We start from the raw sequence: 26,577 nt of genomic DNA on the forward strand, positions 1-26,577 counted from the left end.
GCGATGCAGGTGGGACCGTGGTCCAAGGCAGATAAGCTGACAGATGACGCAGGTGGGACCGTGGTCCCAGAGAGAATATTCAGGCCAGTTATGTTTTCTGGCCTGTGAGAAAGGAAATGAAGTAAAGGGAGATCACCGTAGAATAATGCGTGTCCGCATCAGACTCCTGGTTTCTCAAGCTCCTTAAGAATGGCTTCTATTTTCTCTATACACTCCGCAGGAATGCGGGACTTATCCAGGTTAAGCACCATTTTATCGCCCTTATACAATGCTGTTGCCCCTGGAGCAAACTGATGACGTGAGCTCAGATTAACTCTTGATGCGGGAGATTGTTTCAGTACGGATGTTAAAAGACTAATGACCTCTTCAGCTTCAAAGATTAGTCCCGCTTTCTTCTGATCGTGGAGAGTCTCAGCCTGCTGCTTCAGTAATTCTTCTTTATCTGCAAAAGCCTTCTGAAGGGCTTCACCTGACCGGGCAGACAGTTCTCCAGGATGTGCAAACAGGGCAACAACGGATTTAGGCAGTTTGGCCGTATTAATACAGCGGGTAATGATCTTACGAGAAATGTTTTCCGCATCGGCAAGCGCAGAAATATTTCCTGCAAACTCATTCTGCAGCCGGCTTGTATAACGCAGGCCACGTTCATAAGCACTCGTCGGCCGATAATCGTTACCCAGTCGGGACAATGCAGCCATCTGCTCATCGTCCAGTTCACCAACCAGAACGCGATAATCACTTTCCGTCAGGATTGCGGCTTTACGGCGACGGCTGCCGTCTGCAATTTCTATGACATCAGAAACCCGGCGGCCGAAAGCTGGAGTCTGCTGACCGGTCAGTAAAAATGAAGGAATGAGATCATCCAGAGCATCTTCGGTAAGTAGTTCCTGATCGCGCTCATTGCCTGACCATACGCGTGAAGCGCTCTCAACAGAGTCTCCCCGGAGCACCTCAAGGGTAAATTTTACTTCCCGCCCACTTACCGGAAGAGAGATTGCATTACCGCGGGCCATAGCACCCACGCGCGCAATTAATGAATCCACCATCGGCGCGGCCGGCGCCGGTGATGAAGTATCTTCAGTCGATTGAGTATGTGTGGTATGTCTTGGAATGACAGGAGCACGCTTCATTATCTAATCTCCCAGCGTGGTTTAATCAGACGATCAAAAATCTCATTGCAAACAGGCTCCCAGATAGAGAGGGCATTACGCCAGGCACCGGTTGAAGAACGTTGATCAATAGCCTGTTCAAAAACGGTTCTCATACGGATCTGACCTTTGCCGACTTCATCCGTTTCGCGCACAACATTTTTAAGGACCATGCTTCCCCAGGCATCCCGAATTTGTTCTTCCATCCACGGGGACTGCGAGCCATTATTATTACTGTATTTGGTAAGCAGAATACGGACATCTGGCTCGAAGCCTTTAAGATCCACGTTCTTAAGCAGGTCACGAAGCATATCGAAAAACTGCAGTGCGGAGGTGTAGTCGAACAGCTCTGCCGGAGTAGGGACAATCAGAACATCAGCAGCGCATACAACATTTATCGTACCGATACCAAGGTTGGGTGCGCTGTCGATAACTATCACGTCATAATCATGAGCGACAGTTTCAATGGCCAGACGGAGCATCAGGTGCGGGTCAGCAGGTAATTTGCCTTCGTCAAATTTCCCCATCAGCTCGGTTTCAATGCGGTGCAGTGCCAGACAGGACGGGATGATATCAAGGCCAGGCCAGCAGGTGGGCTTTATAGCGTAGCTGGCGTCATCCTTTTCCCCAAGATAAAAGGGCAGGAGAGTGTCCTCAGCATGAATATGAAGATCGGGCACCCATCCGTGATACATAGAAGCAGTTCCCTGTGGGTCATTGCCTTCAACAAGCAGAACACGGAGTCCTTTCAGAGCAAGATCCTGAGCCAGGTGAACGGATACTGAGGTTTTGTAAACACCACCTTTGTGAGCTGCAACGCCAATCACCGGCGGAAACGCATCTTCAGCACGGCGCAGTCGTGTACCAAATACATCCCGCATGTGATTGATTTGTTCGATGGTATAACCAACGCGTTGCTCAACTCTCCCACGGGTTTCCATATCAGGGTGCGGCAGCCGGCCAGCTTTCTCGGCATCCCTGATAGCCTGAGATGACACGCCAACTAAATCTGCCGCTTCACCAATCCTCCAGCGCCGGGTTATTTTCCGGGCTTCCGGACTGTCATCATTAAACTGTGCAATGGCGATTGCTTTCGTCATTTCATGACCAGCACTTATGCACTGGTTGAGTGTATCCATGAGTCCCATACTGAACATCCTTTAATCATCACTTTGCATTATTTTATTAAATCTTGGAATTTATTGCAAAGCAACAATAAAATCGCAAAGTGCACGAAAAAGTGCAAAGTGAACCACATTGGGTAATGAAAGAACGCAGGGGATTACAAAAGAGTACATACCGCAGTCAATATTAATCACTGCCGCTCGCCGCAGTAAGCGATCTCACACAGTGAGAAAGCGGCGAGGAAGCGGAAAATCACAGAATTCACAGATTGCACGTACGTCGGGTTGCTAAAGATGGCTCGGGATCAGCCAGTTATAATGAAATTGACTGCGGTATGTAATATATTGACTATGGTATGATGCTTACCGCATCTGTGTCGAGGAAGAGGAAAGACGACTCAGCATACCGCAGTCAATGTTTCATTGTTGTACTTGTAGATCTCAATCTTCCAGAGCGTATTCAGGAAAATAAGGCCAGGGTTCTGGATATCTGGCGTGGCGCTTCCGGGCTTGTATCTGGGTTATTCATGGTCTCGATCCAATAATTGATCCCAAGGAGATCATAATGAGATCCAAAAGAGATCCCCGGATCGCTCCAGCATGCGCTGTAACTGGCTTTAACGTCTGTCTGGATCGACTGTGGAATGTAAAATGTTGACTGTTATATGCATAATCTAATACTGTGATATGCAACGGTATTTACTGAGGTATGTATATCCGTTGACTGCGATACGTATTACTACATCCTTTTGTGGATAACCGTTGAGGATCAAGATGACGAGCGAAAATAACAGCTTACTTCTGAACCTTCAGGAGGTTGATAAGACAACCGGTGAAGTTGTTAAGCTGGATGTCAACAGCACCAGTACCGTGCAGCCAGTAGCGCTCATGAGACTCGGTCTCTTCGTCCCAACTCTGAAATCAACAGGGAAGAGCAAGGCGAACCGGAAAAACGTTACAGACGCGACTGAGGAGCTTGTACAGCTGTCCATTGCCAAAAGCGAAGGATACACTGACGTTAAGATCACCGGTTCGCGTCTTGATATGGACACGGATTTTAAAGTCTGGCTGGGGATAATTCGCTCCATGTCGGAGTATGGGGTAAAAAGTGACACCCTGGAACTGTCGTTCGTCGAATTCGTTAAGATGTGCGGATTTGACTCCCGTCGTTCAAACAAAAAAATGCGCGATCGCATCAGTAATTCCCTGTTTAAACTCGCCTCGGTTACGCTGAAGTTCCAGAGCGAGACCAAAGGATGGACCACACATCTGGTGCAGTCAGCCTATTATGACATCAACGAGGATATCGTTGAGATCAAGGCTGAACCTAAGCTGTTTGAGCTTTACCACATGGACAGAAGGGTACTGCTGCGGCTGAAAGCCATTGACGCCCTGCAGCGCAAGGAATCAGCCCAGGCGCTTTATACCTACATCGAAAGTCTTCCCCCGAATCCTGCACCTATTTCCATGAAACGGATGCGTGACCGGCTGAATCTCACCTCAAATGTCTATACGCAGAACCACACGGTGCGTAAGGCGATGGAGCAGCTGCGGGATATTGGTTATCTGGATTACACCGAGTTTAAACGTGGCCGAGCCACCTATTTCAGCGTGCATTATCGCAACCCCAAACTCATCAGTGGCCCTGTGAAGGTTCCGCGCAATGAGGAAGAAGAGAAGGCGCCAGAGCAAAATTATGACGAAGTCATTAAGGCGCTGAAGGCTGCGGGCATCGATCCTCTTAAACTGGCTGAAGCCCTCTCAGCGATGAAGCCAGAAAATTGACTGCGATATGCATATCATGACTGCCGTATGCCGCTAAGGACATTCCATTGACTGTGATATGCATCACGCATACCGCAGTCAATATTTATTCTCTATCATGTCTGCCCGGATCGAACAATATTGACTGTAATATGTGATTTCGGGTCTTGATACGCAGATATTGACTACGGCATGCGGGTTTAACGGGGGTATTCCCTGGTCTGTTCACTATTTCATGGGTGATAACATGCCACAGTCAATTTTTCAGTAAAGCTCTATACCCCTTACGAAGATCTCAATCGGATGCTGAGACGGTCATGTTACCTGATGGTATCCGTTCCCCTGTGTACTGCAGATTTAGCCCGGCAGGATGAGACTGCAGCTGTTTGTATAACCCGGCGCCAGCTTCACGCTGCTAAATGCGATCAGGAAACGGGAGCCGGATGGCAGAAAAATGTGGGCCACAGATGGTCAATGACTGTCGCAGTTAACGGGATGATTCGCTGAGCTTTCAGGAAATAACGCACCGTGGGATGCACGGCCAGAATGCCTGCATTGTGCCCTGTCTTGTCTGCGGTATGTTGATGCCTGCAGGATTGCAGGTCACCGGGTAAGACCACGGCGGTTCAGTCATCAGCATGATGGACTGGTGTGCTGGAGCAGGGAGGGGGCTGAATGCGCTCTGCTCCTGTATTCCGTATTAGCGGAATACAGGACGTCATGCCAGGCGTGCCAATCTCAGCCGGCCGGGGGCAGGGAGCGAAGGATCTCCGCGGCATCGCGACCGTCACCGGTAAAGGGAACGGCCAGGGTGGCAGCCATGTCCAGCGCAAATACCCGGGTATAGACTTCCATCGAGCGCGGATCCTTATGCCCGGCCAGTGCCTGGATGACCTTCCTGGGCTGCCGGTGATAAAGCATGTGCATAATATAGCTGTGACGGAAAGTATGCGGCGTCACGGGGATCGAAAAATGCACGCCGTCAGCTTCAGCCCGCTTCACCGCCTGTTTCAGCCAGTTGCGCATTGTCTCATCCGTGACCGGCCATAACGGCTCACGCCGGCGGGGGCGGGTGGTGACCATCCAGCTTTCCATCTGACGCACAAAACTGGCATCCGTCAGCGGCACCAGTCGCACTTCATCTTTTGGTGGCCGCCCGCGCCGCGCGCGCACTTTCTCCGACAGCACCCTAACAAACGGGCGCAGACCATCCAGGTCGAACGATTCCGGGGTGAGCGTCCGGGCTTCACCGATACGGATCCCGGTATTCCACATGGTGGCGAACAACATGTGGTGACGCTGGTCAGGCATATACCAGAGGAGGGCGCTCACTTCCGGCGCCAGGAGGTAAGCCGGCGTGGCACCTGTTGAGGTGGCCATCCGCCGGAGTGCCACCGCGGTCGCAAAATCAACGCCCGGGGCGATCGGCAGCAGGGAGACGCGTTCTGGTGAATTCTGCAGGGGAATGATGCTGTTCATGAGTTATTTTTCACGTAGCGCACGCACTGTTTATGGATACAGGTATTTTGCACCTGACGGGCCGATCCTGCCATGACAATAAATCGCAGCGCGCGGATCCTTTTGTTGTCTTATCCCGCATTATTGCGGGTAAAACCAAATACGTAAAGGATCCTTTTTCTGCTCAGATCCTCCATGAAGCCAGTCATGACGCGGGTTGATGGCTGTTTTACGGTTTTTGGGAGAATTGGGGTAATGCCAGGAAAACAGGATCGAACCAAAAAAGGAAGGAAGCAGAGAAGGGGAGGATGCGCTACGTGAATTCTGACCTGGTACACCCCTGTAACCCTGTCAGTTTTCACGCAGCGCAATGTAGTCACTGACTAGTGTCAGTTAAGATGACGGCCTGCATCCTGATGCTGACTTAATATACGGATAATAAAAATTTCAGTATTAGTATGCAGAAAATAAAGCATATACCGTTCAACGGGTAGTGCCAATATGTATTCTCCAGTTCAGGAAAGGGGAGCGATATTATGGTCACTCAAAAACAAAAAATACCGGAGAGCAAATTAATATATCTTTCGGCCCGCTCCTCATCGAAATGGTGGTACCCGTAATACCAGATATCCTCAAGATCCTGGTTGGCTTCCGGTGTGAGTTTAACAGTTTTCACCAGCAGGTCGGCTTTGTTGAATAAATCAGATTTCGGGTAAGTCTCCCCCGTAGCGGGTTGTGTTTTCAGGTAATACGCACGCTTTCAGGCATACCTGCTTTCGTCATTTTGTTCAGCGCTCGTACCAGGGCCATAGCCTCCGCAACCTGACTATCGTAGTCACGCAGCGTCAGTGAACCCCCGAACAGCTGTTTTACCCGGTACATCGCCGTTTCCGCTATCGAGCGACGGTTGTAATCTGTTGTCCATTTCCACCGCGCATTACTCCCGGTCATTCGCTGATTAGCCACTGCACGGTTACGGTCTGCATATTCACCGGGCCAGTAACCCGCACCTTTTCGGGGAGGGATAAGCGCGCTGATTTTCTTACGCCGCAGTTCATCGTGACATAGCCGGGTATCGTAAGCGCCATCGGCGGCGGCTGACCTGATTTTCCGGTGGGTTTGCCGGATAAGACCCGGGAAGGCTTCTGAGTCCGTCACATTGTTCAGCGACAGGTCAGGGCAGATGATTTCATGTGTTTTACTGTCAACGGCGAGATGCAGCTTACGCCAGATACGGCGGCGTTCCTGGCCATGCTTTTTGACTTTCCACTCGCCTTCACCGAAGACCTTCAGCCCGGTGGAATCAATCACCAGATGCGCGATTTCACCCCGGGTGAACGTTTTGAAACTGACATTAACCGACTTTGCGCGCTTGCTGACACTGGTGTAATCCGGGCAGCGCAACGGAACATTCATCAGTGTAAAAATGGAATCAATAAAACCCTGTGCAGCCCGCAGGGTCAACCTGAACACGCGTTTAATGACCAGCACAGTCGTGATGGCAAGGTCAGAATAGCGCTGAGGTCTGCCTCGTGAAGAAGGTGTTGCTGACTCATACCAGGCCTGAATAGCTTCATCATCCAGCCAGAAAGTTATGGAGCCACGGTTGATGAGGGCTTTATTGTAGGTGGGCCAGTTGGTGATTTTGAACTTTTGCTTTGCCACGGAACGGTCTGCGTTGTCGGGAAGATACGTGATCTGATCCTTCAACTCAGCAAAAGTTCGATTTATTCAACAAAGCCTATCCACCCGTTAAACAAAATGATTAATATTTAAAAATACTCGTTGAACACCCGTGCCGTAATAATGAAGTACATTAAAAACGTTATCCGGTCATGTGAAGCTGAGACCGTCTCTTCGTCATGTAAAATGCCGTACTTTCTTTGTCGTGAAGAATGACCGGGTTAAGTCCATAAGGTTGAGAGGAAGTCTGCTGATGTGATACGCTCAAGGCGAGATTTATCTCAGTGAGAACTCACGGCAACAAAAAGTTTTTGGACAACAAAACACAAAGTTGTTTTGGACTGTAGGAGTCCAAGAGACAATGACATTACATACAACGCCGTGTAACGGATTTTACATTATTACAAAGCCTGTGTTACAAGAGAGTTATGGACATGATTGAAAAAATATGTGAAGTAATTGATGGTGAATACGTCTGTGATATAGATATTAGCGTTGAAGAATGGAAGATTTTATTAAGGGATAAAAAAGTTTTTGATGACAAAAGTATTGCAGCGTTAAAAAAATGGTTCATTGAGCCAGACCATTCCTGTACATGTTTCGATATCGGCAAGAAGTACGACCTGCACAGTATGAGTGCTAATGGTGTAATCAATGGGTTGGGTGGAAGAGTTCAGAAGCAGCTTGGCCGATTCGAGGTTAAAGGAGTCGGAAAGATTGCTTCCGGGACAAAATTCATTACAGTCATGAAAAGTAGAGAAATTAAAGGAAACCCAAAGCGAAATTTATGGACTATCCGTGAAGAACTTGTTCAGGCAATAAAAGAACTAGATTTTTTTAGTACGAACGAAAGCTCAAGCATTGATTTTTACTCAGATAATGATTTGATCACTGCTCTAGAAGAAAGTAATCACTTTGACGTTACTCAGACATTTGAGTATAGCGAAAAAGCGAAACCTAAGAAAGCTGCAATAGAAGTCAAAAATGGACTCTCATACCCAAGAAGTAAATCTGTTTCAAAAAATGCGCTTAACAAAGCTGATTATAAATGTGAAATTAATTGCGACCATCCAACGTTCAGAAGGCGAAACTCTCCTCTAAATTACACAGAACCTCATCACATTGTCCCGATGTCAAAGCAAGACTATTTTGAGAATTCACTGGATGTGGAAGAGAATATCATATCACTATGTTGCAACTGCCATAAACAAATTCATCTTGGCAAGGGGTTTGAAGATATGTTGAGGAAAATATATGCCGAGCGGAAAGATGTATTAAAAAAAGCGGGAATCGAGATATTATTAGAGGATTTGATTCTTTTTTACAAGATGGAAGATAATTAATCTTCGAGAAGATGCATGCTTATTTTTATTTTTTTAGCAATGAATGTGAAATACTGCCTGACTATCAATCCTGTCATGTGGTTCAGATTTATGGGGGAGGATTTTAATATTTAACCAGCATGGCATGTCGATCAATCGGTTAAGTATAGCGCCAGGTAACCAGACGGATTTTCCCTCTCAGGCGGGAGTCGTTATCCATCGTCCAGTACCTGATTAAAAGTAGGAGTAATTACAAGAAAATTAAATTGTATGACTATTATTTCCGTTCAGAAAAGAAAGTTACATTTAAAACCCGAAATGTTACATTAAAAACCCGAAATTATTCGGGTTTTTAATTAGTTAAGTGCTATATATTTTCGTGTCCGGGGGTACCCTAAGAGGGTGCGCAAGACAACACTCCAGTGTTCATTATTTATGTCTGTCAAGCCATTTATTCATCTGCTCAATTTCACCTTTTTGAGCTTTAATGATGTCCTGCGCAAGCTTTCTCATTTCGGGATCTTTTCCGTATTTGAGCTCGGTCTCAGCCATTGCGATTGCCCCTTCATGGTGTGCGATCATACCTTTTGCAAAGGCCTTATCGGGATTGGATTCATTAACGGCGGCCATCATTTTTTCATGCATATTTTTCATGCCAGCCATATATTCCTGTGATGATGCCGATGAGTGCATATCTGACATTTTCATTTCCGAATGTTCAGCAGAAATGGCTGGCAGGGATAACATTAATATTACAAAAAGGGTGTTTTTGATTTTCATATAATAATTCCTTTCAGACAGGTACCGGTTAAGTGTAGCTGAGTCAGACAAAAAAGCCCCCTGACGGGGGGCAAAAATGTAGCAACGTTGTTTCAGGAAAATCTATCAGGGAAAAGGTAACAGCACGGATACTACCGTCGCATTCAGCCTGCATTGATCATGCGGCGGTGCGCTTCGGCCATGGCCTGATGTGGGCCGGATTGCCCGTTATTCATGAATTCATGGGCAACCGCTGCTCTTTCATGCTCATTCATCGCCGCGTAAGACGTTGACGGGACGGTCGTGGATACCGTGTTATTTCCCATCATCTTCTGATGACTTTCCACCATTTTCTGGTGCGCATCCGCCGAGCCGTTCGTCATGGTCTCATGAGCAATAATGGCCTGTTCATGCTGGTCCATACCGGTCATACGAGGAGCAGTCCCCTGGATCCCGACAGGAGCCGCAGCAGACTGCATCTGGTGAGCAGGAGCCTGTGCATTGTTGACGCGATCATGGATATTCACGGTTTCAGTGGCCCAGGCCGATGAAATTAAACCAAAGCCCAGCAAAGATGCTAATACGATATTTTTCATGATAACTCTCCATTTCTGAATTAGTGATGTCCGGGGAAGTACAACCGGTGTTTTCAGTTCCATAACTGAAACAAGTTCGGCAGCGTTTATTTCTCCGGAAGAGGGCTGGATATTCATTTCCTGGCGTACTCTGACGCCGGGTATTGATGAAGCAATCCAGCCTTCCTGATAAGTTGCACTAATTATATCGAATGGCTTCTGTTTGCTGCATGACAGGCTAATGACATCTTTGTCATTTACATCTTTATTTTCAGCATTGGGTTTCCGGGATCATTTTCTCCAGTCTGGGCACGGATAAGATAAAACGCGTGGAGCGTACGTCTGATTCCACCTGCACTCTTCCGTGATGTGCTTCCACGATTGACTTCACAATCGCAAGGCCGATGCCGCTGCCTTCTCCTTTTCGTTGTCTGGATGGATCCACCCGATAAAAACGGTCAAACAGCCTTGATAAATGTTCTTCAGGGATCGGTTTCCCCGGATTTTCAATCACAAGGTCAAAAAAGCTCTCCTGCTCTCTTATTGAGACGGTGATTGCCTGTCCCTCCGGGGTATAACGCAGGGCATTGGATAACAGATTATTGATCGCCCTTCTGAACATTTGTGGATCTCCCTCAACCAGGCAGGGCATCCCGTTAAATTTGAGCGTGATATTGCGTTCTTCGGCCCAGGCTTCGAAAAACTCGAAGACTTTCATGACTTCCGCTCTGAGGTCAAACATGACCCTGTCAGGTATCAGCTGATTATTATCTGCCTGTGCCAGGAACAGCATATCGCTGACCATTTTGGTCATCCGGTTATACTCTTCAAGACTGGAATAGAGGACATCCTCAAGTTCCCTCTGTGTTCGATCCTGACTCAGTGCGATTTCAGTCTGCGTCACCAGATTGGTGATGGGCGTTCTGATCTCATGCGCGATATCGGCAGAGAAATTGGCCTGGCGGGTAAAGACATCCTCAATCTTTCCAATCATATGATTGAACGAGATAACCAGTTGCTCCAGCTCAATGGGAACGCGTGTCGGTTCCAGTCGCGCATCAAGATTCTCGGAGGTGATGTTTTTAATGGCATTGCTGACATTACGAAGGGGCAGGTGCCCCTGACGGACAGCGATTCGAATGATCAGAACAATCAACAGGCTTATCACGACGGCAATCGCAATCAGGTTCTTTTTCAGCGCATCGAGGTAATGGAGATGGAAATTAATGGATAGGCCAGTCAGCATGACATAGTTCTGCTGTTTGCCCTGAAATATCGCCTGACCAGAGGAGGCGATAATCCTGTATGTTTCCATCTTCATTTCGGACCCGGTATCCATCGGTCCCGCAGGATCCTCCACCGTCCAGAGAAAGACATCCCGTGCGCGGCTGTGCTCGCTAAAATCTGCTGAATTCACTGCCGGGCGTAGTGCCGCCCCCTGAGCTGAGCTAAAGAGCACTTCACCCCTGGGATTGAAGAGCAAAAGGGCAACGTTGCGGTAGCTGGCAATTGATTCCTTTATTTTGCTTATTTTTTTATCATCCGGATCCACCGGGGACTGCAGTATACGGTTCAGTGTGGTGCTGATTTGTTGAAGATCGCTGACATCCTGCTCGGCAAAATGATTTTCAACAGAATGCAGCATAAACCAGGTGAAGGCGATAAAAGCCAGTATCGTGGACAGGCTGATAAAAAAGGTCAGCCGCAGAGCGAGTGAGAAAGGGCGTCTGGAAGGTTTGCTATGCATCCGGGACCTCCAGCATGTAGCCCACGCCCCGGACTGTCTGGATCAGCTTTGTCCCGTAATCGTTGTCTATTTTAGCGCGGAGTCGCTTTACTGCGACATCGATCGCATTAGTGTCGCTGTCAAAATTCATGTCCCAGACCTGAGAGGCAATCAGGGAGCGGGGAAGAACCTCTCCCTGATGGCGAATGAAGAATTCCAGCAGGCTGAACTCTTTACTGGTGAGCACAATGCGGTTTCCGGCGCGACTGACTTTTCTGGATACGAGATCAATCGAGAGGTCAGCCACCTTAAACTGGCTTTCCGTGATCATCGTGTTTCCCCGCCTCAGAAGGGTTCTCACCCGGGCGAGCAGTTCGGCAAACGCAAAGGGTTTAACCAGATAATCGTCCGCACCCAGTTCCAGTCCTTTGACCCTGTGTTCGATCGTGCCGAGGGCTGTCAGCAGTAAGACCGGCATACCCTTTCCGGCAGTGCGCAGCATGCGGATGATATCCCAGCCGTTCACATCAGGTAGCATGATATCCAGAATGACTAAATCATACTCGGCTGTCATGGCGAGATGATATCCGGTAAGACCATTATCAGCGTGATCCACTACGAACCCTGCCTCTGTAAGCCCTTTGCTGAGATATTCACCTGTTTTAATTTCGTCTTCGACGATCAATATTTTCATCTTGCTCCCCGGCTGGCTGCTAATGTCATTTTATTGCGCCCACGATCGTTATCAACGGATTACAGCAAAAATGACAACATTGTCATTATCCTGTCACCCGGCAAACAGAGAGCGTTCGGTAAAGTATCCCTATCAATACTCTGGATTTCGTTTGAACCATTTACCAGGTCTGCCTGTACGAGAAGCGTTATGTTCAAATTAAAATTACTCAGCATCAGTACCATATTCATCCTGGCTGGTTGTGTTTCTCTGGCACCTGAATATCAGCGTCCGCCAGCTCCGGTTCCCCAGCAGTTTTCATTGTCTAAAAACAGTCTGACGCCTGCGGTAAACAGCTATCAGGATACGGGCTGGCGAAACTTTTTTGTCGATCCCCAGGTCAGCAGGCTGATCGGTGAAGCCCTGACTAATAACCGTGATTTGAGAATGGCTGCCCTGAAGGTTGAAGAGGCCCGGGCCCAGTTCAACGTCACGGATGCAGATCGTTATCCCCAGCTGAATGCCTCATCCGGGATCACATACAACGGTGGTCTGAAAGGTGACAAGCCGACCACACAGGAGTACGACGCGGGTCTGGAGCTCAGCTATGAGCTCGATTTTTTCGGCAAACTTAAGAACATGAGTGATGCTGACCGCCAGAACTACTTTGCCAGCGAAGAAGCCCGTCGGGCCGTACACATCCTGCTGGTCTCCAGCGTTTCACAGAGCTATTTCAGCCAGCAACTGGCGTACGAACAACTCCGTATTGCGCGGGAAACGCTGAAAAATTATGAACAGTCCTATGCTTTCGTTGAGCAACAGCTCGTGACCGGGAGTACGAACGTTCTGGCACTTGAACAGGCGAGAGGACAAATCGAAAGTACCCGCGCCGAAATAGCCAAACGAGAAGGCGATCTGGCTCAGGCAAACAATGCCCTGCAACTGGTGCTGGGAACGTACCGCGCACTTCCGTCAGAAAAAGGGATGAAAGGCGGGGAGATCGCACCAGTAAAATTGCCACCAAATCTGTCGTCACAAATTTTGCTGCAGCGACCGGATATTATGGAAGCGGAATATCAGCTGAAAGCGGCTGATGCCAATATTGGCGCAGCGCGAGCGGCCTTTTTCCCCTCCATTACCCTGACCAGTGGTCTTTCCGCAAGCAGTACGGAGCTGTCAAGCCTGTTTACGTCAGGAAGTGGAATGTGGAATTTTATCCCTAAAATTGAAATTCCTATTTTTAATGCTGGCAGGAATAAAGCCAATCTGAAGCTGGCTGAAATTCGCCAGCAACAATCGGTGGTTAATTACGAACAAAAAATTCAGTCAGCCTTTAAGGATGTTTCCGACACGCTTGCGCTGCGCGACAGCCTTAGCCAGCAACTTGAGTCACAGCAGCGTTATCTTGATTCACTTCAGATAACTCTCCAGCGTGCCAGAGGATTATATGCAAGTGGTGCTGTCAGTTACATCGAAGTGCTGGATGCAGAACGTTCCCTCTTCGCTACGCAGCAAACCATTCTCGATCTTACCTATTCCCGACAGGTTAACGAAATTAATCTGTTTACCGCGCTGGGTGGCGGTTGGGTAGAGTAAATTTATTTAATTAATCAGGAAATTAAAAATGCGTAATTCACTTAAAGCCGTTTTATTTGGTGCCTTCTCTGTCATGTTTTCTGCCGGTCTTCATGCTGAAACACATCAGCATGGCGATATGAATGCTGCCAGTGATGCTTCGGTACAGCAGGTTATCAAGGGCACCGGTGTCGTTAAAGACATTGATATGAATAGTAAAAAGATTACCATTTCGCACGAAGCAATCCCTGCTGTGGGCTGGCCTGCAATGACCATGCGCTTCACTTTTGTTAATGCAGACGACGCTATCAATGCCCTGAAAACCGGCAACCATGTCGATTTCTCGTTTATTCAGCAGGGCAATATCTCCTTACTCAAAAGCATTAACGTTACGCAATCCTGATTATCAGTCCGGAGCGAATACATCCAGTGCGCCTGAACATTCATTAAGGGATTGCTGTGAATGAATGATCGGGCGCATATGCCAGGTGTTTTGATTTTTCAGCGAGAAATTGTATGGCTTCTTTAAAGATAAAATATGCTGCAATAATTATCAGCAGCCTCATAGCAGGGGGGCTGATATCGGTTACTGCCTGGCAGTATGTAAACTCATCACAAAAAACAGTACAAACCGAACAAAAGGCACCGGAGCGAAAGGTACTTTTCTGGTATGACCCGATGAAACCGGATACCAAATTTGATAAACCCGGAAAATCTCCCTTTATGGATATGGACCTGGTGCCGAAATATGCTGATGAAAGTGGCGATAAAAGCAGTGGCGGGATCCGTATCGATCCAACGCAGGTTCAGAATCTGGGATTAAAAACGCAAAAAGTCACGCGAGGAATGCTGAATTATTCCCAGACAATCCCGGCTAATGTCAGTTACAACGAGTATCAGTTTGTCATTGTGCAGGCGCGCTCTGACGGTTTCGTCGAAAAAGTGTATCCCCTGACGATTGGCGATCATGTGAAGAAAGGCACTCCGCTTATCGATATCACCATTCCTGAATGGGTTGAGGCACAAAGTGAGTTCCTGCTGTTATCCGGTACAGGCGGTACGTCAACCCAGATAAAAGGGGTTCTGGAGCGACTTCGTCTGGCTGGTATGCCGGAAGAGGATATTCAAAGGCTGCGTTCAACCCGCACAATCCAGACCCGTTTTACCATTAAAGCACCTATTGATGGTGTCATTACTGCGTTTGACCTGCGCACCGGCATGAATATTTCGAAAGATAAAGTAGTGGCTCAGATTCAGGGGATGGACCCGGTCTGGATCAGCGCTGCAGTGCCAGAATCTATCGCATATCTGCTGAAAGATACGTCGCAGTTTGAAATTTCGGTACCGGCTTATCCGGATAAAACATTCCATGTCGAAAAATGGAACATTCTTCCCAGCGTGGATCAGACAACCCGTACGCTTCAGGTCCGTCTCCAGGTTTCTAATAAGGATGAGTTTCTCAAGCCGGGCATGAATGCCTATCTGAAACTGAATACCAAGAGCCAGGAGATGCTGCTGATACCAAGCCAGGCCGTTATCGATACCGGCAAAGAACAGCGCGTGATTACTGTTGATGATGAAGGCAAGTTTGTGCCGAAACAGATCCACGTTCTGCATGAATCACAGCAACAGTCCGGCATCGGTTCCGGCCTGAATGAAGGCGATACCGTGGTGGTCAGTGGCCTGTTCCTCATTGACTCCGAAGCCAATATTACGGGCGCGCTGGAACGTATGCGCCACCCTGAAAAAACAGAAAGCAGTATGCCAGCAATGTCTGACCAGCCTGTAAATATGCATTCAGGGCACTGAGGAGACGACGATGATTGAATGGATTATCCGGCGCTCTGTCGCCAACCGTTTCCTGGTCATGATGGGGGCCCTGTTTCTCAGCATCTGGGGTACATGGACGATTATTAACACGCCGGTCGATGCCTTGCCTGACCTGTCAGATGTACAGGTCATTATCAAAACCAGCTATCCCGGCCAGGCCCCGCAGATTGTAGAAAACCAGGTCACCTATCCACTTACCACCACCATGCTGTCCGTACCTGGCGCAAAAACCGTGCGTGGTTTTTCACAGTTCGGGGATTCGTATGTGTATGTCATTTTTGAAGACGGCACCGATCTGTACTGGGCCCGTTCCCGCGTGCTGGAATATCTGAATCAGGTTCAGGGAAAACTGCCTGCCGGTGTGAGTTCTGAAATCGGTCCTGATGCCACGGGTGTGGGCTGGATTTTTGAATATGCCCTTGTCGATCGCAACGGAAAACACGACCTTTCAGAACTGCGCTCTCTGCAGGACTGGTTCCTGAAATTTGAGCTGAAAACCATCCCGAACGTGGCTGAGGTCGCTTCGGTTGGCGGCGTGGTGAAACAGTACCAGATTCAGGTCAATCCGGTAAAACTGTCCCAGTACGGTATCAGCCTGCCCGAAGTGAAACAGGCACTTGAATCGTCTAACCAGGAGGCCGGTGGCTCATCCGTTGAAATGGCCGAAGCGGAGTATATGGTCCGTGCCAGCGGTTATCTTCAGAGCATTGATGATTTTAATAACATCGTCCTGAAAACAGGTGAGAACGGCGTGCCGGTTTATCTGCGGGATGTTGCCCGCGTGCAGACCGGGCCCGAAATGAGGCGTGGTATTGCCGAGCTGAACGGCCAGGGAGAAGTCGCTGGCGGCGTGGTGATCCTGCGGTCGGGTAAAAATGCGCGCGACGTTATCACGGCAGTGAGGGATAAACTGGAGACGCTGAAGGCCAGCCTGCCGGAAGGCGTTGAAATCGTGACCACCTACGATCGCAGCCAGTTAATCGACCGGGCGATTGATAACCTCAGTTACAAGCTTCTTGAAGAGTTTATCGTTGTTGCTGTCGTTTGCGCACTGTTCCTCTGGCATGTCCGTTCTGCCCTGGTGGCGATTATTTCTCTGCCACTTGGCCTGTGTATCGCCTTTATCGTCATGCACTTCCAGGGACTGAACGCCAATATCATGTCGCTGGGAGGGATAGCGATTGCCGTCGGTGCGATGGTGGATGCCGCCATTGTGATGATTGAAAATGCGCACAAACGGCTTGAGGAGTGGGATCATCAGCATCCGGGTGAGCAGATTGACAACGCCACCCGCTGGAAGGTGATTACCGACGCCTCCGTGGAAGTGGGACCCGCGTTGTTCATTAGCCTGCTGATCATCACCCTGTCCTTTATTCCTATCTTTACCCTGGAAGGGCAGGAAGGTCGTCTGTTTGGCCCGCTGGCATTCACGAAAACGTACTCCATGGCGGGAGCGGCCGCACTGGCCATCATCGTCATTCCTATTCTGATGGGATTCTGGATCCGGGGGAAAATTCCTGCCGAGACAAGTAACCCCCTGAACCGGGTGCTGATCAAAGCGTATCATCCTTTGCTGCTGCGGGTCCTCCACTGGCCAAAAACAACCCTGCTGGTTGCGGCCTTGTCCATTTTCACGGTTATCTGGCCACTGAGTCAGGTGGGCGGTGAATTTCTGCCGAAGATTAACGAGGGCGATCTGCTGTATATGCCGTCGACCTTGCCTGGCGTCTCTCCGGCAGAAGCTGCAGCGCTCCTGCAGACAACAGACAAGTTAATCAAAAGCGTTCCTGAAGTGGCTTCTGTATTTGGCAAGACCGGTAAAGCAGAGACCGCAACGGATTCCGCGCCGCTCGAAATGGTGGAAACCACGATCCAGCTCAAACCTGAGGATCAGTGGCGTCCCGGCATGACAATTGACAAGATTATTGATGAACTCGACAGGACAGTCCGTTTACCGGGTCTGGCAAACCTCTGGGTGCCGCCTATCCGTAACCGTATTGATATGCTCTCAACCGGGATCAAAAGCCCGATAGGTATCAAAGTGTCCGGGACTGTTCTGTCCGATATCGACGCGACGGCGCAGAGTATCGAGGCGGTAGCCAAAACCGTGCCTGGCGTGGTGTCTGTCCTGGCTGAGCGACTTGAGGGCGGGCGCTACATCGATATCGATATCAACCGGGAGAAAGCTTCCCGGTACGGGATGACTGTGGGCGACGTCCAGCTGTTCGTCTCTTCAGCAATCGGTGGGGCTATGGTGGGTGAGACGGTTGAAGGCGTGGCCCGGTACCCTATTAACATTCGCTATCCGCAGGATTACCGTAACAGTCCGCAGGCGTTGAGAGAGATGCCAATCCTGACCCCAATGAAGCAGCAAATTACGCTGGGCGATGTTGCCGATATTAAGGTCGTTTCCGGACCAACCATGCTGAAAACCGAAAATGCCCGGCCAGCCAGCTGGATTTATGTTGATGCCCGCGGCAGGGACATGGTGTCGGTGGTGAACGATATTAAGACGGCCATCAGTGAGAAAGTGAAACTGAGACCGGGGACCAGTGTGGCATTCTCAGGACAGTTTGAATTACTCGAGCACGCCAATAAGAAATTAAAACTGATGGTACCGATGACGGTGATGATCATCTTCATCCTGTTATATCTGGCATTCCGCCGGGCTGATGAGGCCTTACTTATTCTGATGAGCCTGCCGTTTGCCCTGGTTGGCGGGATATGGTTCCTGTACTGGCAGGGCTTCCATATGTCAGTGGCGACCGGAACCGGGTTTATCGCCCTGGCCGGGGTGGCAGCAGAGTTTGGCGTGGTCATGCTGATGTATCTGCGTCATGCCATTGAAGCGCACCCGGAATTGTCCCGTAAAGAGACGTTCACACCGGAAGGCCTTGATGAAGCCCTCTATCATGGTGCCGTACTGCGTGTCCGGCCGAAAGCCATGACCGTGGCGGTGATCATTGCGGGTCTGCTGCCAATACTCTGGGGAACCGGTGCAGGTTCAGAAGTCATGAGCCGTATCGCGGCACCCATGATTGGTGGGATGATCACGGCTCCGCTGCTGTCCCTGTTCATTATTCCTGCCGCCTACAAATTAATCTGGCTGCGCAGACATAAAAAAAGCGTGTCCTGAACCTGAAAGGGCACCCCCTGTGGGTGTCCTTCTTTACTGATTCACCCTGACGTCAGGGTTTATATCGATAATATACAGAGGTGAGTATGAAAAAAGTGGTTCTAATGGCGCTGGCTCTCGGCCTTTCACTACCCGCGATGGCGAGTGAAAAAGTGATTGATATGTACAAATCTGAAAACTGTGGCTGTTGTTCCCTGTGGGGCAAAGCGATGGAAAAAGACGGGTTTGAAGTACGAACTCACGTCATGAATGATCAGGCGCTGTCAGCCCTGAAAGAAAAGCATGCTATTCCTGCAGGACTACGAAGTTGTCATACCGCGGTTGCCGGTAATTTGATCATTGAAGGCCATGTGCCTGCGACAACGATACATAAGGCAATGCAGTCTGGTTCGGGTATATACGGTCTCGCCACCCCCGGTATGCCAGCAGGAAGTCCTGGAATGGAGATGGGAGCCCGAAAAGAGGCTTACGATGTTATCGCATTCTCACCGGATGGAAGTAAAAAAGTCTTCCAGCGAATCGAATAGTCAGCGGAACGGCTGATAACGGGACGCCGGTAGCAGGCACTCCTGTGCCGGCGATATTCGTGGTAATCGCATCCATGACATACCCTGAAGACAGAAGATGCTTCGGTATGCATAAGGAGAGTTACTGTGAAAAATGACAATGCAGTGCAACACAACAACCAGACTGCTTCTGAGCAGACATTATCCCCGGACGAGGGCCACGTATTGCATAAGGTGAGAGATCCCGTGTGCGGGATGGCCATCCTGCCCGACAGGGCGCACAGCAGCATTCGATACCAGGACCACCAACTTTATTTCTGCTCCGCCAGCTGTGAGAGTAAATTTAAAGCCCATCCCGATCGTTATCTTACCGAAGATGCCAGTGAACATTCCCATCACCATCACCACGATCATCACGAAGTCAGCCCTGATCAGATAAAACAGCCTCACAACCAGGCGGAAAAAGAGAATTCTGAAGGTGTGTGGACATGTCCGATGCACCCGGAGATACGCCGCAGTGGTCCCGGAAGCTGTCCTGTCTGTGGAATGGCACTGGAGCCGCTCGTAGCTACGGCATCCACGGGGCCGAGTGATGAACTTCACGACATGACAAGACGCTTCTGGCTGGGGTTGTTGCTGGCGTTTCCGGTTCTGGTACTCGAAATGGGATCTCATCTGTTTCCCGACTTGAGGAATACAGTACCGCCACAGTACAACACATGGCTGCAGTTGCTTCTGGCCTCCCCTGTCGTGTTGTGGTGTGGCTGGCCATTCTTCGCCCGGGCCGGAATGTCGTTACGTAACCGCTCCCTGAATATGTTTACCCTTGTTGCAATGGGGACCGGCGTAGCCTGGGTTTACAGCGTCATTGCAACCGTCTTCCCCTCCTGGTTTCCTGCATCGTTCAGAAACATGGATGGCCTGGTGGCCGTTTATTTTGAAGCCGCAGCAGTTATTACGGTGCTTGTTCTGCTGGGACAGGTTCTTGAGCTGCGGGCACGGGAACAAACCTCAGGCGCCATTACTGCGCTTCTGAACCTTGCCCCCAAAACCGCCAGACGGCTGGATCATGACGGTCATGAAACGGATATTAATGCGGAAGATGTCCTGCCTGGCGATAAGCTCCGCATCAGACCTGGAGAGAGTATTCCGGTCGACGGTATCGTGATCGAAGGCAAAACAACCGTTGATGAATCGATGGTGACCGGGGAGTCTATGCCGGTTACCAAAACGAAGGGTGACCCTGTCATTGGGGGGACGATTAATCAGACAGGTAGTCTTATCATCCGTGCAGAGAAAGTCGGTGATGAAACGATGCTCTCACGAATTGTTCAGATGGTCGCTGATGCACAGCGTTCGCGTGCCCCCATCCAGAGAATGGCAGACAGCGTTTCAGGCTGGTTTGTTCCTCTGGTGATACTTATCGCGGTTGTTGCTTTCTTGATCTGGTCTGTCTGGGGGCCCGAGCCCAGGATGGCGCACGGTCTCATTGCGGCTGTGTCGGTCCTGATTATTGCCTGTCCCTGCGCGCTGGGACTGGCCACGCCGATGTCGATAATGGTGGGGGTGGGCAAAGGCGCCCAGGCCGGGGTGTTAATCAAGAATGCCGAAGCCCTTGAGCGTCTTGAAAAAGTGGACACGCTGGTTGTCGACAAAACAGGCACGCTCACGGAAGGTTCGCCTACGGTGACAGGGATTATCAGTCTCAGTCCGGGTGGGGAAATATCTCTTTTACGTGTAACAGCTGCAGTGGAAAAAGGTTCGCAGCATCCGTTGGGTATGGCTGTTGTCAGAGCCGCGCATGAAAAGGGGATCGTGATACCTGCCGTCAGTAATTTCAATGCCCCGTCGGGGAAAGGTGTCTCAGGCGATGTCGAAGGTCAACGGGTTGTTATTGGTAATGAACTGGCTATGCAGGAAAACAGTATCGTTATTGATAATCAAAAGGCCGTTGCGGATACGTTGCGGATGGAAGGCGCTACCGTTATCTATGTGGCCACAGACGGGAACCTTGCAGGCCTGATAGCTATCTCGGATCCCGTGAAAGCAACCACGCCGGATGCGCTTAAAGCTTTGCGTCAGGCGGGGATCCGCATTGTTATGCTCACCGGGGATAACCAGCTTACTGCTGAAGCAGTCGCACGGAAACTGGGAATAGATGAGGTTGAAGCCGGGATTCTGCCGGATGGCAAAAAAGCAGTGATAACCCGACTGAAAGCGTCTGGCCATGTGGTTGCGATGGCCGGAGACGGTGTGAATGATGCCCCGGCGCTGGCAGCGGCTGACGTGGGTATAGCCATGGGAACGGGTACAGATGTGGCAATAGAAAGTGCTGGCGTTACCCTTCTCAAAGGCGATTTGATGATACTCAACAGGGCCCGTCATCTGTCAGAAATCACCATGAAAAATATCCGGCAGAATCTGTTTTTTGCGTTTATCTACAATGCTCTTGGGGTGCCTGTAGCTGCAGGTCTGCTTTATCCTGTGTATGGAATACTGCTGTCGCCAGTTATTGCGGCGGCGGCTATGGCCCTTTCCTCCGTTAGCGTCATTGCAAATGCGTTGCGTCTGAAAAGTGTCAGGCTCGGGAAATAACCCTGAATGAAGGGTCTGTTACTAACAGAAGGAGTCCGGTATGAAAAGTACCACCTATGCGCTTATTGCTGTCGCCGCGATTGCGGCATTTGCCCTCCTGCGCGAACACTGGTCACATGTGGCAGGTTACTGGCCATATCTGTTATTGCTGGTCTGCCCGCTAATGCATCTTTTCCACGGCCACGGAGGGCATGGAGATCATCAACATCAAGGAAGTGAAAACGATAAAAAAAATTAATCCGGCAGACGGGGCCGCGTCGCGGCCCCGTTATCAGTCCAGGTATCGTTCGTAGTCTCTGGCATGCGCAAAGGCATGCTGTTCAAGTTTGTTATCAGCGGGTGCCGCTGCCCGGAACGCCAGTGAGTTAACAGGATTGTTATTGATGACCAGCTCGTAATGCAGATGAGGACCGGATGAACGTCCGCTGTTACCGGATAACGCAATAGCGTCTCCCCGGGTAACCCTGGCCCCTTTAGTAACGAGTATTTTATTGAGGTGGAGATAGCGAGTTTTAACACCGGCTTTTCCTGTTACTTCAACAAAATATCCCATGGTGCTGTTGTATTCGGCCCGGGTGATTTTTCCGTCGATGACGCTGACTATTTTCGTGTTCATGGGCATGGAATAATCAATGCCATTATGGGGACTCACTTTTCCCGATACCGGGTTAAGTCTTGCAGGATTGAAAGGCGAACTGAGTCTTGCTGTGGCCGGTAACGGATAATCGAGACTGCCTTTCCCGGAAGTATCGGAAAGGTTATAGAACTTTTTATCTGATATACGATACGCCGTGTAATTAAATGAACCGGACGTAAATTTATAGGCCACGACACGTGATTTTCCCGCTTTCTTTTGCAGTACGAGTTTTAATGATTCATTTTTTTTCAAATGCCGCAGATTAAACCGGGAAGGCAAGGAGCGCTGAAGAGTAGCGATCTCGTTCGATTCCAGCCCCGAGCGGGTGGCTGAAAGGTAGGCATTTTCTTTTACGACATCGGTAGAATACATTTACTGGAATTCGCCGTTAGCATGAACACTGCGGCGTATGCTAGGGGTTTTCAGGAGGCGTGTCATCTGTCAGTTAATCGGGAGCACCGTTGATGGTCGTCATTTTTGTAACATATCTTGTTTCCCGTTTGCTCCTGAAGCTCTGGGAACTGTATGACCAGCCCGACGGTGATGATTAACGGGACTGAAACAGGTTACGGCAGAGCAATATGGGGCTCATGTCCTGCTACGTAACCCGTCAGTAAAGCCCTGCTGCGCACCTGACGCTAAGCTCTAACCCGCCTGCAGTTACCTGGTCGAATACAGCCCGCGAAGCTTTCTTGCCTGCGTCTGATGTGCTTCCGCACCGGCATTATTGACCTGCTCATGCACGAGAGCGGCTTTTTCTCCGGCATTCAGTTCGTTAAAAGAAGAAGACGAGGTCTTTGAATTTGCATCACTGCCGGACAGCATTTTTTTATGTTCCTCAATCATTTTCTGATGCGCATAGGACGCGCTGTTGTTCATAAATGAATGAGCAACAATGGCCCTTTCATGTTCATTCATTTCAGAGAATGAGGGCGTGTTGTTTTTATTAACCCTGTCCGGTAAGTTTTCATGCGTCGAGGAGTTCACATGACTGACGGCTGAGGCATTATTAACAAATCGATGTGCTTCATGGGCAATATCACTGGACTGAGCAAAAGCTGCCCCACAAAATAAAGCTGTAAACGCAGTGGTCGTGATTAATATATTCATGTGTAATTACCTTCTGAGGTACATAAAAGATGTCCTTATGATCATATATAAAAAAATCAACCTGTGGGGAAGATGACGTAAATGTAATACAGCCACGTACATTACACGATTGTAATGAATTTGTTTCTTAAGGTGTGCTAGATTCATTTCATTGTAAGTGGATGAACCAGTAATTTAATTTAAATCGGTTCTCGAATTCTGTCAGTAACCATACTTTAAATAAGGGAATGCGCATGCTGTTGAAAACGTCTCGACGAACTTTCCTGAAGGGGTTAACCCTCTCTGGCGTAGCCGGAAGTCTTGGCGTATGGAGTTTCAATGCGCGTTCCAGTCTGAGCCTGCCAGTTGCCGCATCCCTGCAGGGTACTCAGTTTGACCTGACCATTGGTGAAACGGCCGTCAATATCACGGGCAGTGAGCGTCAGGCCAAAACAATCAATGGAGGCCTGCCGGGGCCCGTTCTTCGCTGGAAAGAAGGTGACACCATTACCCTGAAGGTCAAAAACCGTCTTAATGAACAGACGTCCATTCACTGGCACGGCATTATTCTTCCGGCCAATATGGATGGTGTTCCGGGGCTGAGTTTTATGGGCATAGAGCCTGATGATACCTACGTTTACACCTTTAAGGTTAAGCAGAACGGGACTTACTGGTACCACAGCCATTCCGGTCTGCAGGAACAGGAGGGGGTATACGGTGCCATTATCATCGATGCCAGGGAGCCAGAACCGTTTGCTTACGATCGTGAGCATGTGGTCATGTTGTCTGACTGGACCGATGAAAATCCTCACAGCCTGCTGAAAAAATTAAAAAAACAGTCGGATTACTACAATTTCAATAAACCAACCGTTGGCTCTTTTTTCCGCGACGTGAATACCAGGGGGCTGTCAGCCACCATTGCCGATCGGAAAATGTGGGCTGAAATGAAAATGAATCCGACTGACCTCGCGGATGTCAGTGGCTACACCTACACCTATCTCATGAACGGGCAGGCCCCGCTGAAAAACTGGACCGGACTGTTCCGTCCCGGTGAAAAGATACGCTTACGGTTTATCAACGGCTCGGCAATGACCTATTTCGATATCCGTATCCCCGGGCTGAAAATGACGGTCGTGGCTGCAGATGGCCAGTATGTAAACCCGGTTACCGTTGACGAATTCAGGATTGCCGTTGCCGAAACCTATGATGTCATTGTGGAGCCTCAGGGTGAGGCCTATACCATCTTCGCACAATCCATGGACAGGACCGGTTACGCTCGAGGGACACTGGCCACGAGAGAAGGGTTAAGTGCTGCCGTTCCCCCCCTCGATCCCCGTCCTCTGTTGACCATGGAAGATATGGGTATGGGGGGAATGGGACATGATATGGCAGGAATGGACCACAGCCAGATGGGAGGCATGGATAACAGCGGAGAGATGATGTCTATGGACGGTGCTGACCTTCCGGATAGCGGGACATCCTCCGCGCCCATGGATCACAGCAGCATGGCCGGTATGGATCATTCCCGGATGGCCGGAATGCCGGGTATGCAAAGTCATCCTGCGTCAGAAACGGATAACCCACTGGTTGATATGCAGGCGATGAGCGTCTCTCCGAAATTAAATGATCCGGGTATTGGTCTTCGAAATAACGGAAGAAAGGTTCTCACGTACGCGGATTTGAAAAGCCGCTTTGAGGATCCTGACGGACGTGAACCTGGCCGTACCATAGAACTGCATTTAACCGGCCACATGGAAAAGTTTGCCTGGTCATTTAACGGAATCAAGTTTTCAGATGCCGCACCGGTGCTGCTGAAATACGGTGAGCGGCTCAGGATCACGCTGATCAACGATACCATGATGACTCACCCCATTCACCTGCATGGTATGTGGAGCGATCTGGAAGATGAAAACGGTAATTTCATGGTTCGTAAACACACAATAGATGTTCCCCCTGGTACAAAACGCAGTTACAGAGTGACAGCAGATGCGCTTGGCCGCTGGGCGTATCACTGCCATTTGCTCTATCACATGGAAATGGGAATGTTTCGTGAAGTCCGGGTGGAGGAATGATGCGAATGAAGAGAAATTTGAAGGCCATACCTGTTCTGGTCGCCGGTTTGTTTACCTCACAGCTTTCTATTGCGGCGGGCTCCGTCTCTGCAGATCCCCACGCCGGGCACGACATGTCTGCCATGCAGATGCCAGCAGATGAGAATTTCACTGAGATGACGTCAATGGAGCCCATTGTAACTGAGAGCAGAACGCCAATTCCGCCTGTTACCGATGCCGACCGGAAGGCTGCATTCGGCAATTTACAGGGGCATGCGATTCACGACAGTGCGATTAATTATCTGGTTCTGCTGGATCAACTGGAATGGCAACGGTCGGATAACACCAACAATTTCAGCTGGAGTGTTAACAGCTGGATTGGAGGCGACACAGATCGGATTTGGCTAAAGAGTGAAGGTGAACGAAGCAATGGGGAAACGGAGGCGGCTGAAGCGCAGTTACTCTGGGGACATGCGGTTGGCCCATGGTGGGATTTGGTTGCGGGTGTCAGGCAGGATTTCAGACCTGCTTCTGCCCGGACCTGGGCTGCTGTCGGTTTTCAGGGGCTGGCACTCTATAATTTTGAGTCTGAAATTACGGGTTTTGTCAGTAATGGCGGAAAAGCAGCCCTTCGTCTGGGAGGAGAATACGACGTTTTACTGACTAACCGGCTCATACTCCAGCCATCCTATGAGGTGAATTTCTACAGTCAGGATGATGAATCGCGGGGTCGCGGCAGGGGACTGACTGACACAGAGCTGGGGCTCCGGCTGCGCTATGAAATACGCCGTGAGTTTGCACCCTATATAGGCGTTTCCTGGAATCAACTTTACGGGAAAACATCCGATATGGCGAAAAGAGAAGGTGAGAAAGACCATCAGGTAGTATTCCTGGCGGGAGCCAGAATCTGGTTTTAACGCACTGAT

General features: G+C 49.6%; 21 protein-coding genes. 11 read left to right on the top strand and 10 right to left on the bottom strand.

All coding sequences use genetic code 11. The annotated features are described in order from the left end of the window. Positions 1-158 precede the first annotated feature (158 nt). Positions 159-1,130, bottom strand: coding sequence for a ParB/RepB/Spo0J family plasmid partition protein (locus tag ACOI6Z_RS25615; RefSeq protein WP_004206785.1), 972 nt, complete (start codon positions 1,128-1,130; stop codon positions 159-161). Then, positions 1,130-2,296 carry a plasmid-partitioning protein SopA gene (gene sopA / locus ACOI6Z_RS25620; RefSeq protein ID WP_000523812.1) on the bottom strand — a complete coding sequence of 389 codons (1,167 nt, stop codon included), beginning with the start codon at positions 2,294-2,296 and terminating at the stop codon, positions 1,130-1,132. The genes ACOI6Z_RS25615 and sopA overlap by 1 nt, the downstream gene beginning before the upstream one ends. 750 nt (positions 2,297-3,046) lie before the next feature. On the opposite strand from sopA, the gene ACOI6Z_RS25625 reads away from it, so the two are divergent. Next, entirely contained in the window at positions 3,047-4,057 is a 1,011-nt protein-coding gene (locus ACOI6Z_RS25625) for a replication initiation protein (protein ID WP_038992771.1), read from the top strand. 717 nt (positions 4,058-4,774) lie between these two features. Here ACOI6Z_RS25625 and ACOI6Z_RS25630 read toward each other — a convergent pair. Next, entirely contained in the window at positions 4,775-5,515 is a 741-nt protein-coding gene (locus ACOI6Z_RS25630) for a tyrosine-type recombinase/integrase (RefSeq protein WP_001515717.1), read from the bottom strand. Between the two features lie 720 nt (positions 5,516-6,235). Further along, positions 6,236-7,204, bottom strand: a complete 969-nt coding sequence (locus tag ACOI6Z_RS25635) for an IS5 family transposase (protein ID WP_077264187.1) — start codon at positions 7,202-7,204, stop codon at positions 6,236-6,238. 407 nt (positions 7,205-7,611) lie between these two features. On the opposite strand from ACOI6Z_RS25635, the gene ACOI6Z_RS25640 reads away from it, so the two are divergent. Next, positions 7,612-8,520 carry an HNH endonuclease gene (locus ACOI6Z_RS25640; protein WP_004098969.1) on the top strand — a complete coding sequence of 303 codons (909 nt, stop codon included), beginning with the start codon at positions 7,612-7,614 and terminating at the stop codon, positions 8,518-8,520. A 408-nt stretch (positions 8,521-8,928) separates the two neighbouring features. Here the strand turns inward: ACOI6Z_RS25640 and ACOI6Z_RS25645 are convergent, their stop codons facing one another. From ACOI6Z_RS25645 to silR, 4 genes are all read right to left on the bottom strand, one after another. Then, positions 8,929-9,279, bottom strand: coding sequence for a DUF305 domain-containing protein (locus ACOI6Z_RS25645; protein ID WP_038992679.1), 351 nt, complete (start codon positions 9,277-9,279; stop codon positions 8,929-8,931). A 143-nt stretch (positions 9,280-9,422) separates the two neighbouring features. Then, positions 9,423-9,854, bottom strand: coding sequence for a silver-binding protein SilE (gene silE / locus ACOI6Z_RS25650; protein WP_000790483.1), 432 nt, complete (start codon positions 9,852-9,854; stop codon positions 9,423-9,425). Between the two features lie 250 nt (positions 9,855-10,104). Further along, a complete protein-coding gene (silS, locus tag ACOI6Z_RS25655) occupies positions 10,105-11,580 on the bottom strand; it encodes a copper/silver sensor histidine kinase SilS (RefSeq protein ID WP_023316436.1) in 1,476 nt (491 codons plus the stop codon). After that, positions 11,573-12,253 (bottom strand): copper/silver response regulator transcription factor SilR, encoded by a 681-nt coding sequence (gene silR / locus ACOI6Z_RS25660; protein WP_000697969.1) that lies wholly within the window; start codon positions 12,251-12,253, stop codon positions 11,573-11,575. Before silR ends, silS begins: the two co-directional genes overlap by 8 nt. Before the next feature lie 189 nt (positions 12,254-12,442). On the opposite strand from silR, the gene silC reads away from it, so the two are divergent. The 7 genes from silC to ACOI6Z_RS25695 all read left to right on the top strand — a co-directional run bounded on the left by silC (position 12,443) and on the right by ACOI6Z_RS25695 (position 22,112). Further along, the gene (gene silC / locus ACOI6Z_RS25665) at positions 12,443-13,828 is read left to right on the top strand and encodes a Cu(+)/Ag(+) efflux RND transporter outer membrane channel SilC (protein WP_023316435.1); all 1,386 of its coding nucleotides are present in this window, start codon (positions 12,443-12,445) and stop codon (positions 13,826-13,828) included. A 28-nt stretch (positions 13,829-13,856) separates the two neighbouring features. Further along, a complete protein-coding gene (gene cusF / locus ACOI6Z_RS25670; RefSeq protein ID WP_001246153.1) occupies positions 13,857-14,210 on the top strand; it encodes a cation efflux system protein CusF in 354 nt (117 codons plus the stop codon). 113 nt (positions 14,211-14,323) lie between these two features. Continuing rightward, the gene (gene silB / locus ACOI6Z_RS25675) at positions 14,324-15,616 is read left to right on the top strand and encodes a Cu(+)/Ag(+) efflux RND transporter periplasmic adaptor subunit SilB (RefSeq protein WP_004098959.1); all 1,293 of its coding nucleotides are present in this window, start codon (positions 14,324-14,326) and stop codon (positions 15,614-15,616) included. Positions 15,617-15,626: 10 nt separating this feature from the next. Beyond that, on the top strand, positions 15,627-18,773 hold the full coding sequence (gene silA / locus ACOI6Z_RS25680) for a Cu(+)/Ag(+) efflux RND transporter permease subunit SilA (protein ID WP_004098958.1): 3,147 nt from the start codon (positions 15,627-15,629) through the stop codon (positions 18,771-18,773). 86 nt (positions 18,774-18,859) lie between these two features. Further along, a complete protein-coding gene (locus ACOI6Z_RS25685; protein WP_000758228.1) occupies positions 18,860-19,300 on the top strand; it encodes a DUF411 domain-containing protein in 441 nt (146 codons plus the stop codon). A gap of 126 nt (positions 19,301-19,426) precedes the next feature. Continuing rightward, a complete protein-coding gene (silP, locus tag ACOI6Z_RS25690; RefSeq protein ID WP_004098955.1) occupies positions 19,427-21,874 on the top strand; it encodes an Ag(+)-translocating P-type ATPase SilP in 2,448 nt (815 codons plus the stop codon). A gap of 40 nt (positions 21,875-21,914) precedes the next feature. Continuing rightward, complete coding sequence (locus ACOI6Z_RS25695; protein ID WP_000843497.1) at positions 21,915-22,112, top strand: DUF2933 domain-containing protein; 198 nt, start codon at positions 21,915-21,917, stop codon at positions 22,110-22,112. Between the two features lie 33 nt (positions 22,113-22,145). On the opposite strand, the gene ACOI6Z_RS25700 is transcribed toward ACOI6Z_RS25695, so the two are convergent. Both ACOI6Z_RS25700 and ACOI6Z_RS25705 read right to left on the bottom strand, forming a co-directional pair. Continuing rightward, a complete protein-coding gene (locus tag ACOI6Z_RS25700; protein WP_004118669.1) occupies positions 22,146-22,883 on the bottom strand; it encodes a peptidoglycan DD-metalloendopeptidase family protein in 738 nt (245 codons plus the stop codon). Positions 22,884-23,171: 288 nt separating this feature from the next. Continuing rightward, on the bottom strand, positions 23,172-23,621 hold the full coding sequence (locus tag ACOI6Z_RS25705; protein ID WP_001023257.1) for a copper resistance protein: 450 nt from the start codon (positions 23,619-23,621) through the stop codon (positions 23,172-23,174). A 233-nt stretch (positions 23,622-23,854) separates the two neighbouring features. Between ACOI6Z_RS25705 and pcoA the strand changes: the two genes are divergently transcribed. Both pcoA and pcoB read left to right on the top strand, forming a co-directional pair. Further along, positions 23,855-25,672, top strand: a complete 1,818-nt coding sequence (gene pcoA, locus ACOI6Z_RS25710; RefSeq protein WP_000925242.1) for a multicopper oxidase PcoA — start codon at positions 23,855-23,857, stop codon at positions 25,670-25,672. A gap of 5 nt (positions 25,673-25,677) precedes the next feature. Next, positions 25,678-26,568 (top strand): copper resistance outer membrane transporter PcoB, encoded by an 891-nt coding sequence (pcoB, locus tag ACOI6Z_RS25715; protein ID WP_001378118.1) that lies wholly within the window; start codon positions 25,678-25,680, stop codon positions 26,566-26,568. Positions 26,569-26,577 lie beyond the last annotated feature (9 nt).

This window comes from Klebsiella sp. C239, from assembly GCF_048822715.1.
GTDB classification, from domain to species: Bacteria; Pseudomonadota; Gammaproteobacteria; order Enterobacterales; family Enterobacteriaceae; genus Klebsiella; species Klebsiella quasipneumoniae.

Excerpts from the sequence above, each read along its gene's own strand:
- cusF (WP_001246153.1), top strand. The coding sequence starts at position 13,857 with ATGCGTAATTCACTTAAAGCCGTTTTATTTGGTGCCTTCTCTGTCATG.
- ACOI6Z_RS25640 (WP_004098969.1), top strand. The coding sequence starts at position 7,612 with ATGATTGAAAAAATATGTGAAGTAATTGATGGTGAATACGTCTGTGAT.
- ACOI6Z_RS25630 (WP_001515717.1), bottom strand. The coding sequence starts at position 5,515 with ATGAACAGCATCATTCCCCTGCAGAATTCACCAGAACGCGTCTCCCTG.
- ACOI6Z_RS25705 (WP_001023257.1), bottom strand. The coding sequence starts at position 23,621 with ATGAATATATTAATCACGACCACTGCGTTTACAGCTTTATTTTGTGGG.
- ACOI6Z_RS25685 (WP_000758228.1), top strand. The coding sequence starts at position 18,860 with ATGAAAAAAGTGGTTCTAATGGCGCTGGCTCTCGGCCTTTCACTACCC.
- ACOI6Z_RS25695 (WP_000843497.1), top strand. The coding sequence starts at position 21,915 with ATGAAAAGTACCACCTATGCGCTTATTGCTGTCGCCGCGATTGCGGCA.
- ACOI6Z_RS25625 (WP_038992771.1), top strand. The coding sequence starts at position 3,047 with ATGACGAGCGAAAATAACAGCTTACTTCTGAACCTTCAGGAGGTTGAT.
- silS (WP_023316436.1), bottom strand. The coding sequence starts at position 11,580 with ATGCATAGCAAACCTTCCAGACGCCCTTTCTCACTCGCTCTGCGGCTG.
- ACOI6Z_RS25645 (WP_038992679.1), bottom strand. The coding sequence starts at position 9,279 with ATGAAAATCAAAAACACCCTTTTTGTAATATTAATGTTATCCCTGCCA.
- silB (WP_004098959.1), top strand. The coding sequence starts at position 14,324 with ATGGCTTCTTTAAAGATAAAATATGCTGCAATAATTATCAGCAGCCTC.
- silA (WP_004098958.1), top strand. The coding sequence starts at position 15,627 with ATGATTGAATGGATTATCCGGCGCTCTGTCGCCAACCGTTTCCTGGTC.
- silE (WP_000790483.1), bottom strand. The coding sequence starts at position 9,854 with ATGAAAAATATCGTATTAGCATCTTTGCTGGGCTTTGGTTTAATTTCA.
- silR (WP_000697969.1), bottom strand. The coding sequence starts at position 12,253 with ATGAAAATATTGATCGTCGAAGACGAAATTAAAACAGGTGAATATCTC.
- silC (WP_023316435.1), top strand. The coding sequence starts at position 12,443 with ATGTTCAAATTAAAATTACTCAGCATCAGTACCATATTCATCCTGGCT.
- pcoA (WP_000925242.1), top strand. The coding sequence starts at position 23,855 with ATGCTGTTGAAAACGTCTCGACGAACTTTCCTGAAGGGGTTAACCCTC.
- pcoB (WP_001378118.1), top strand. The coding sequence starts at position 25,678 with ATGAAGAGAAATTTGAAGGCCATACCTGTTCTGGTCGCCGGTTTGTTT.
- sopA (WP_000523812.1), bottom strand. The coding sequence starts at position 2,296 with ATGGGACTCATGGATACACTCAACCAGTGCATAAGTGCTGGTCATGAA.
- ACOI6Z_RS25615 (WP_004206785.1), bottom strand. The coding sequence starts at position 1,130 with ATGAAGCGTGCTCCTGTCATTCCAAGACATACCACACATACTCAATCG.
- ACOI6Z_RS25700 (WP_004118669.1), bottom strand. The coding sequence starts at position 22,883 with ATGTATTCTACCGATGTCGTAAAAGAAAATGCCTACCTTTCAGCCACC.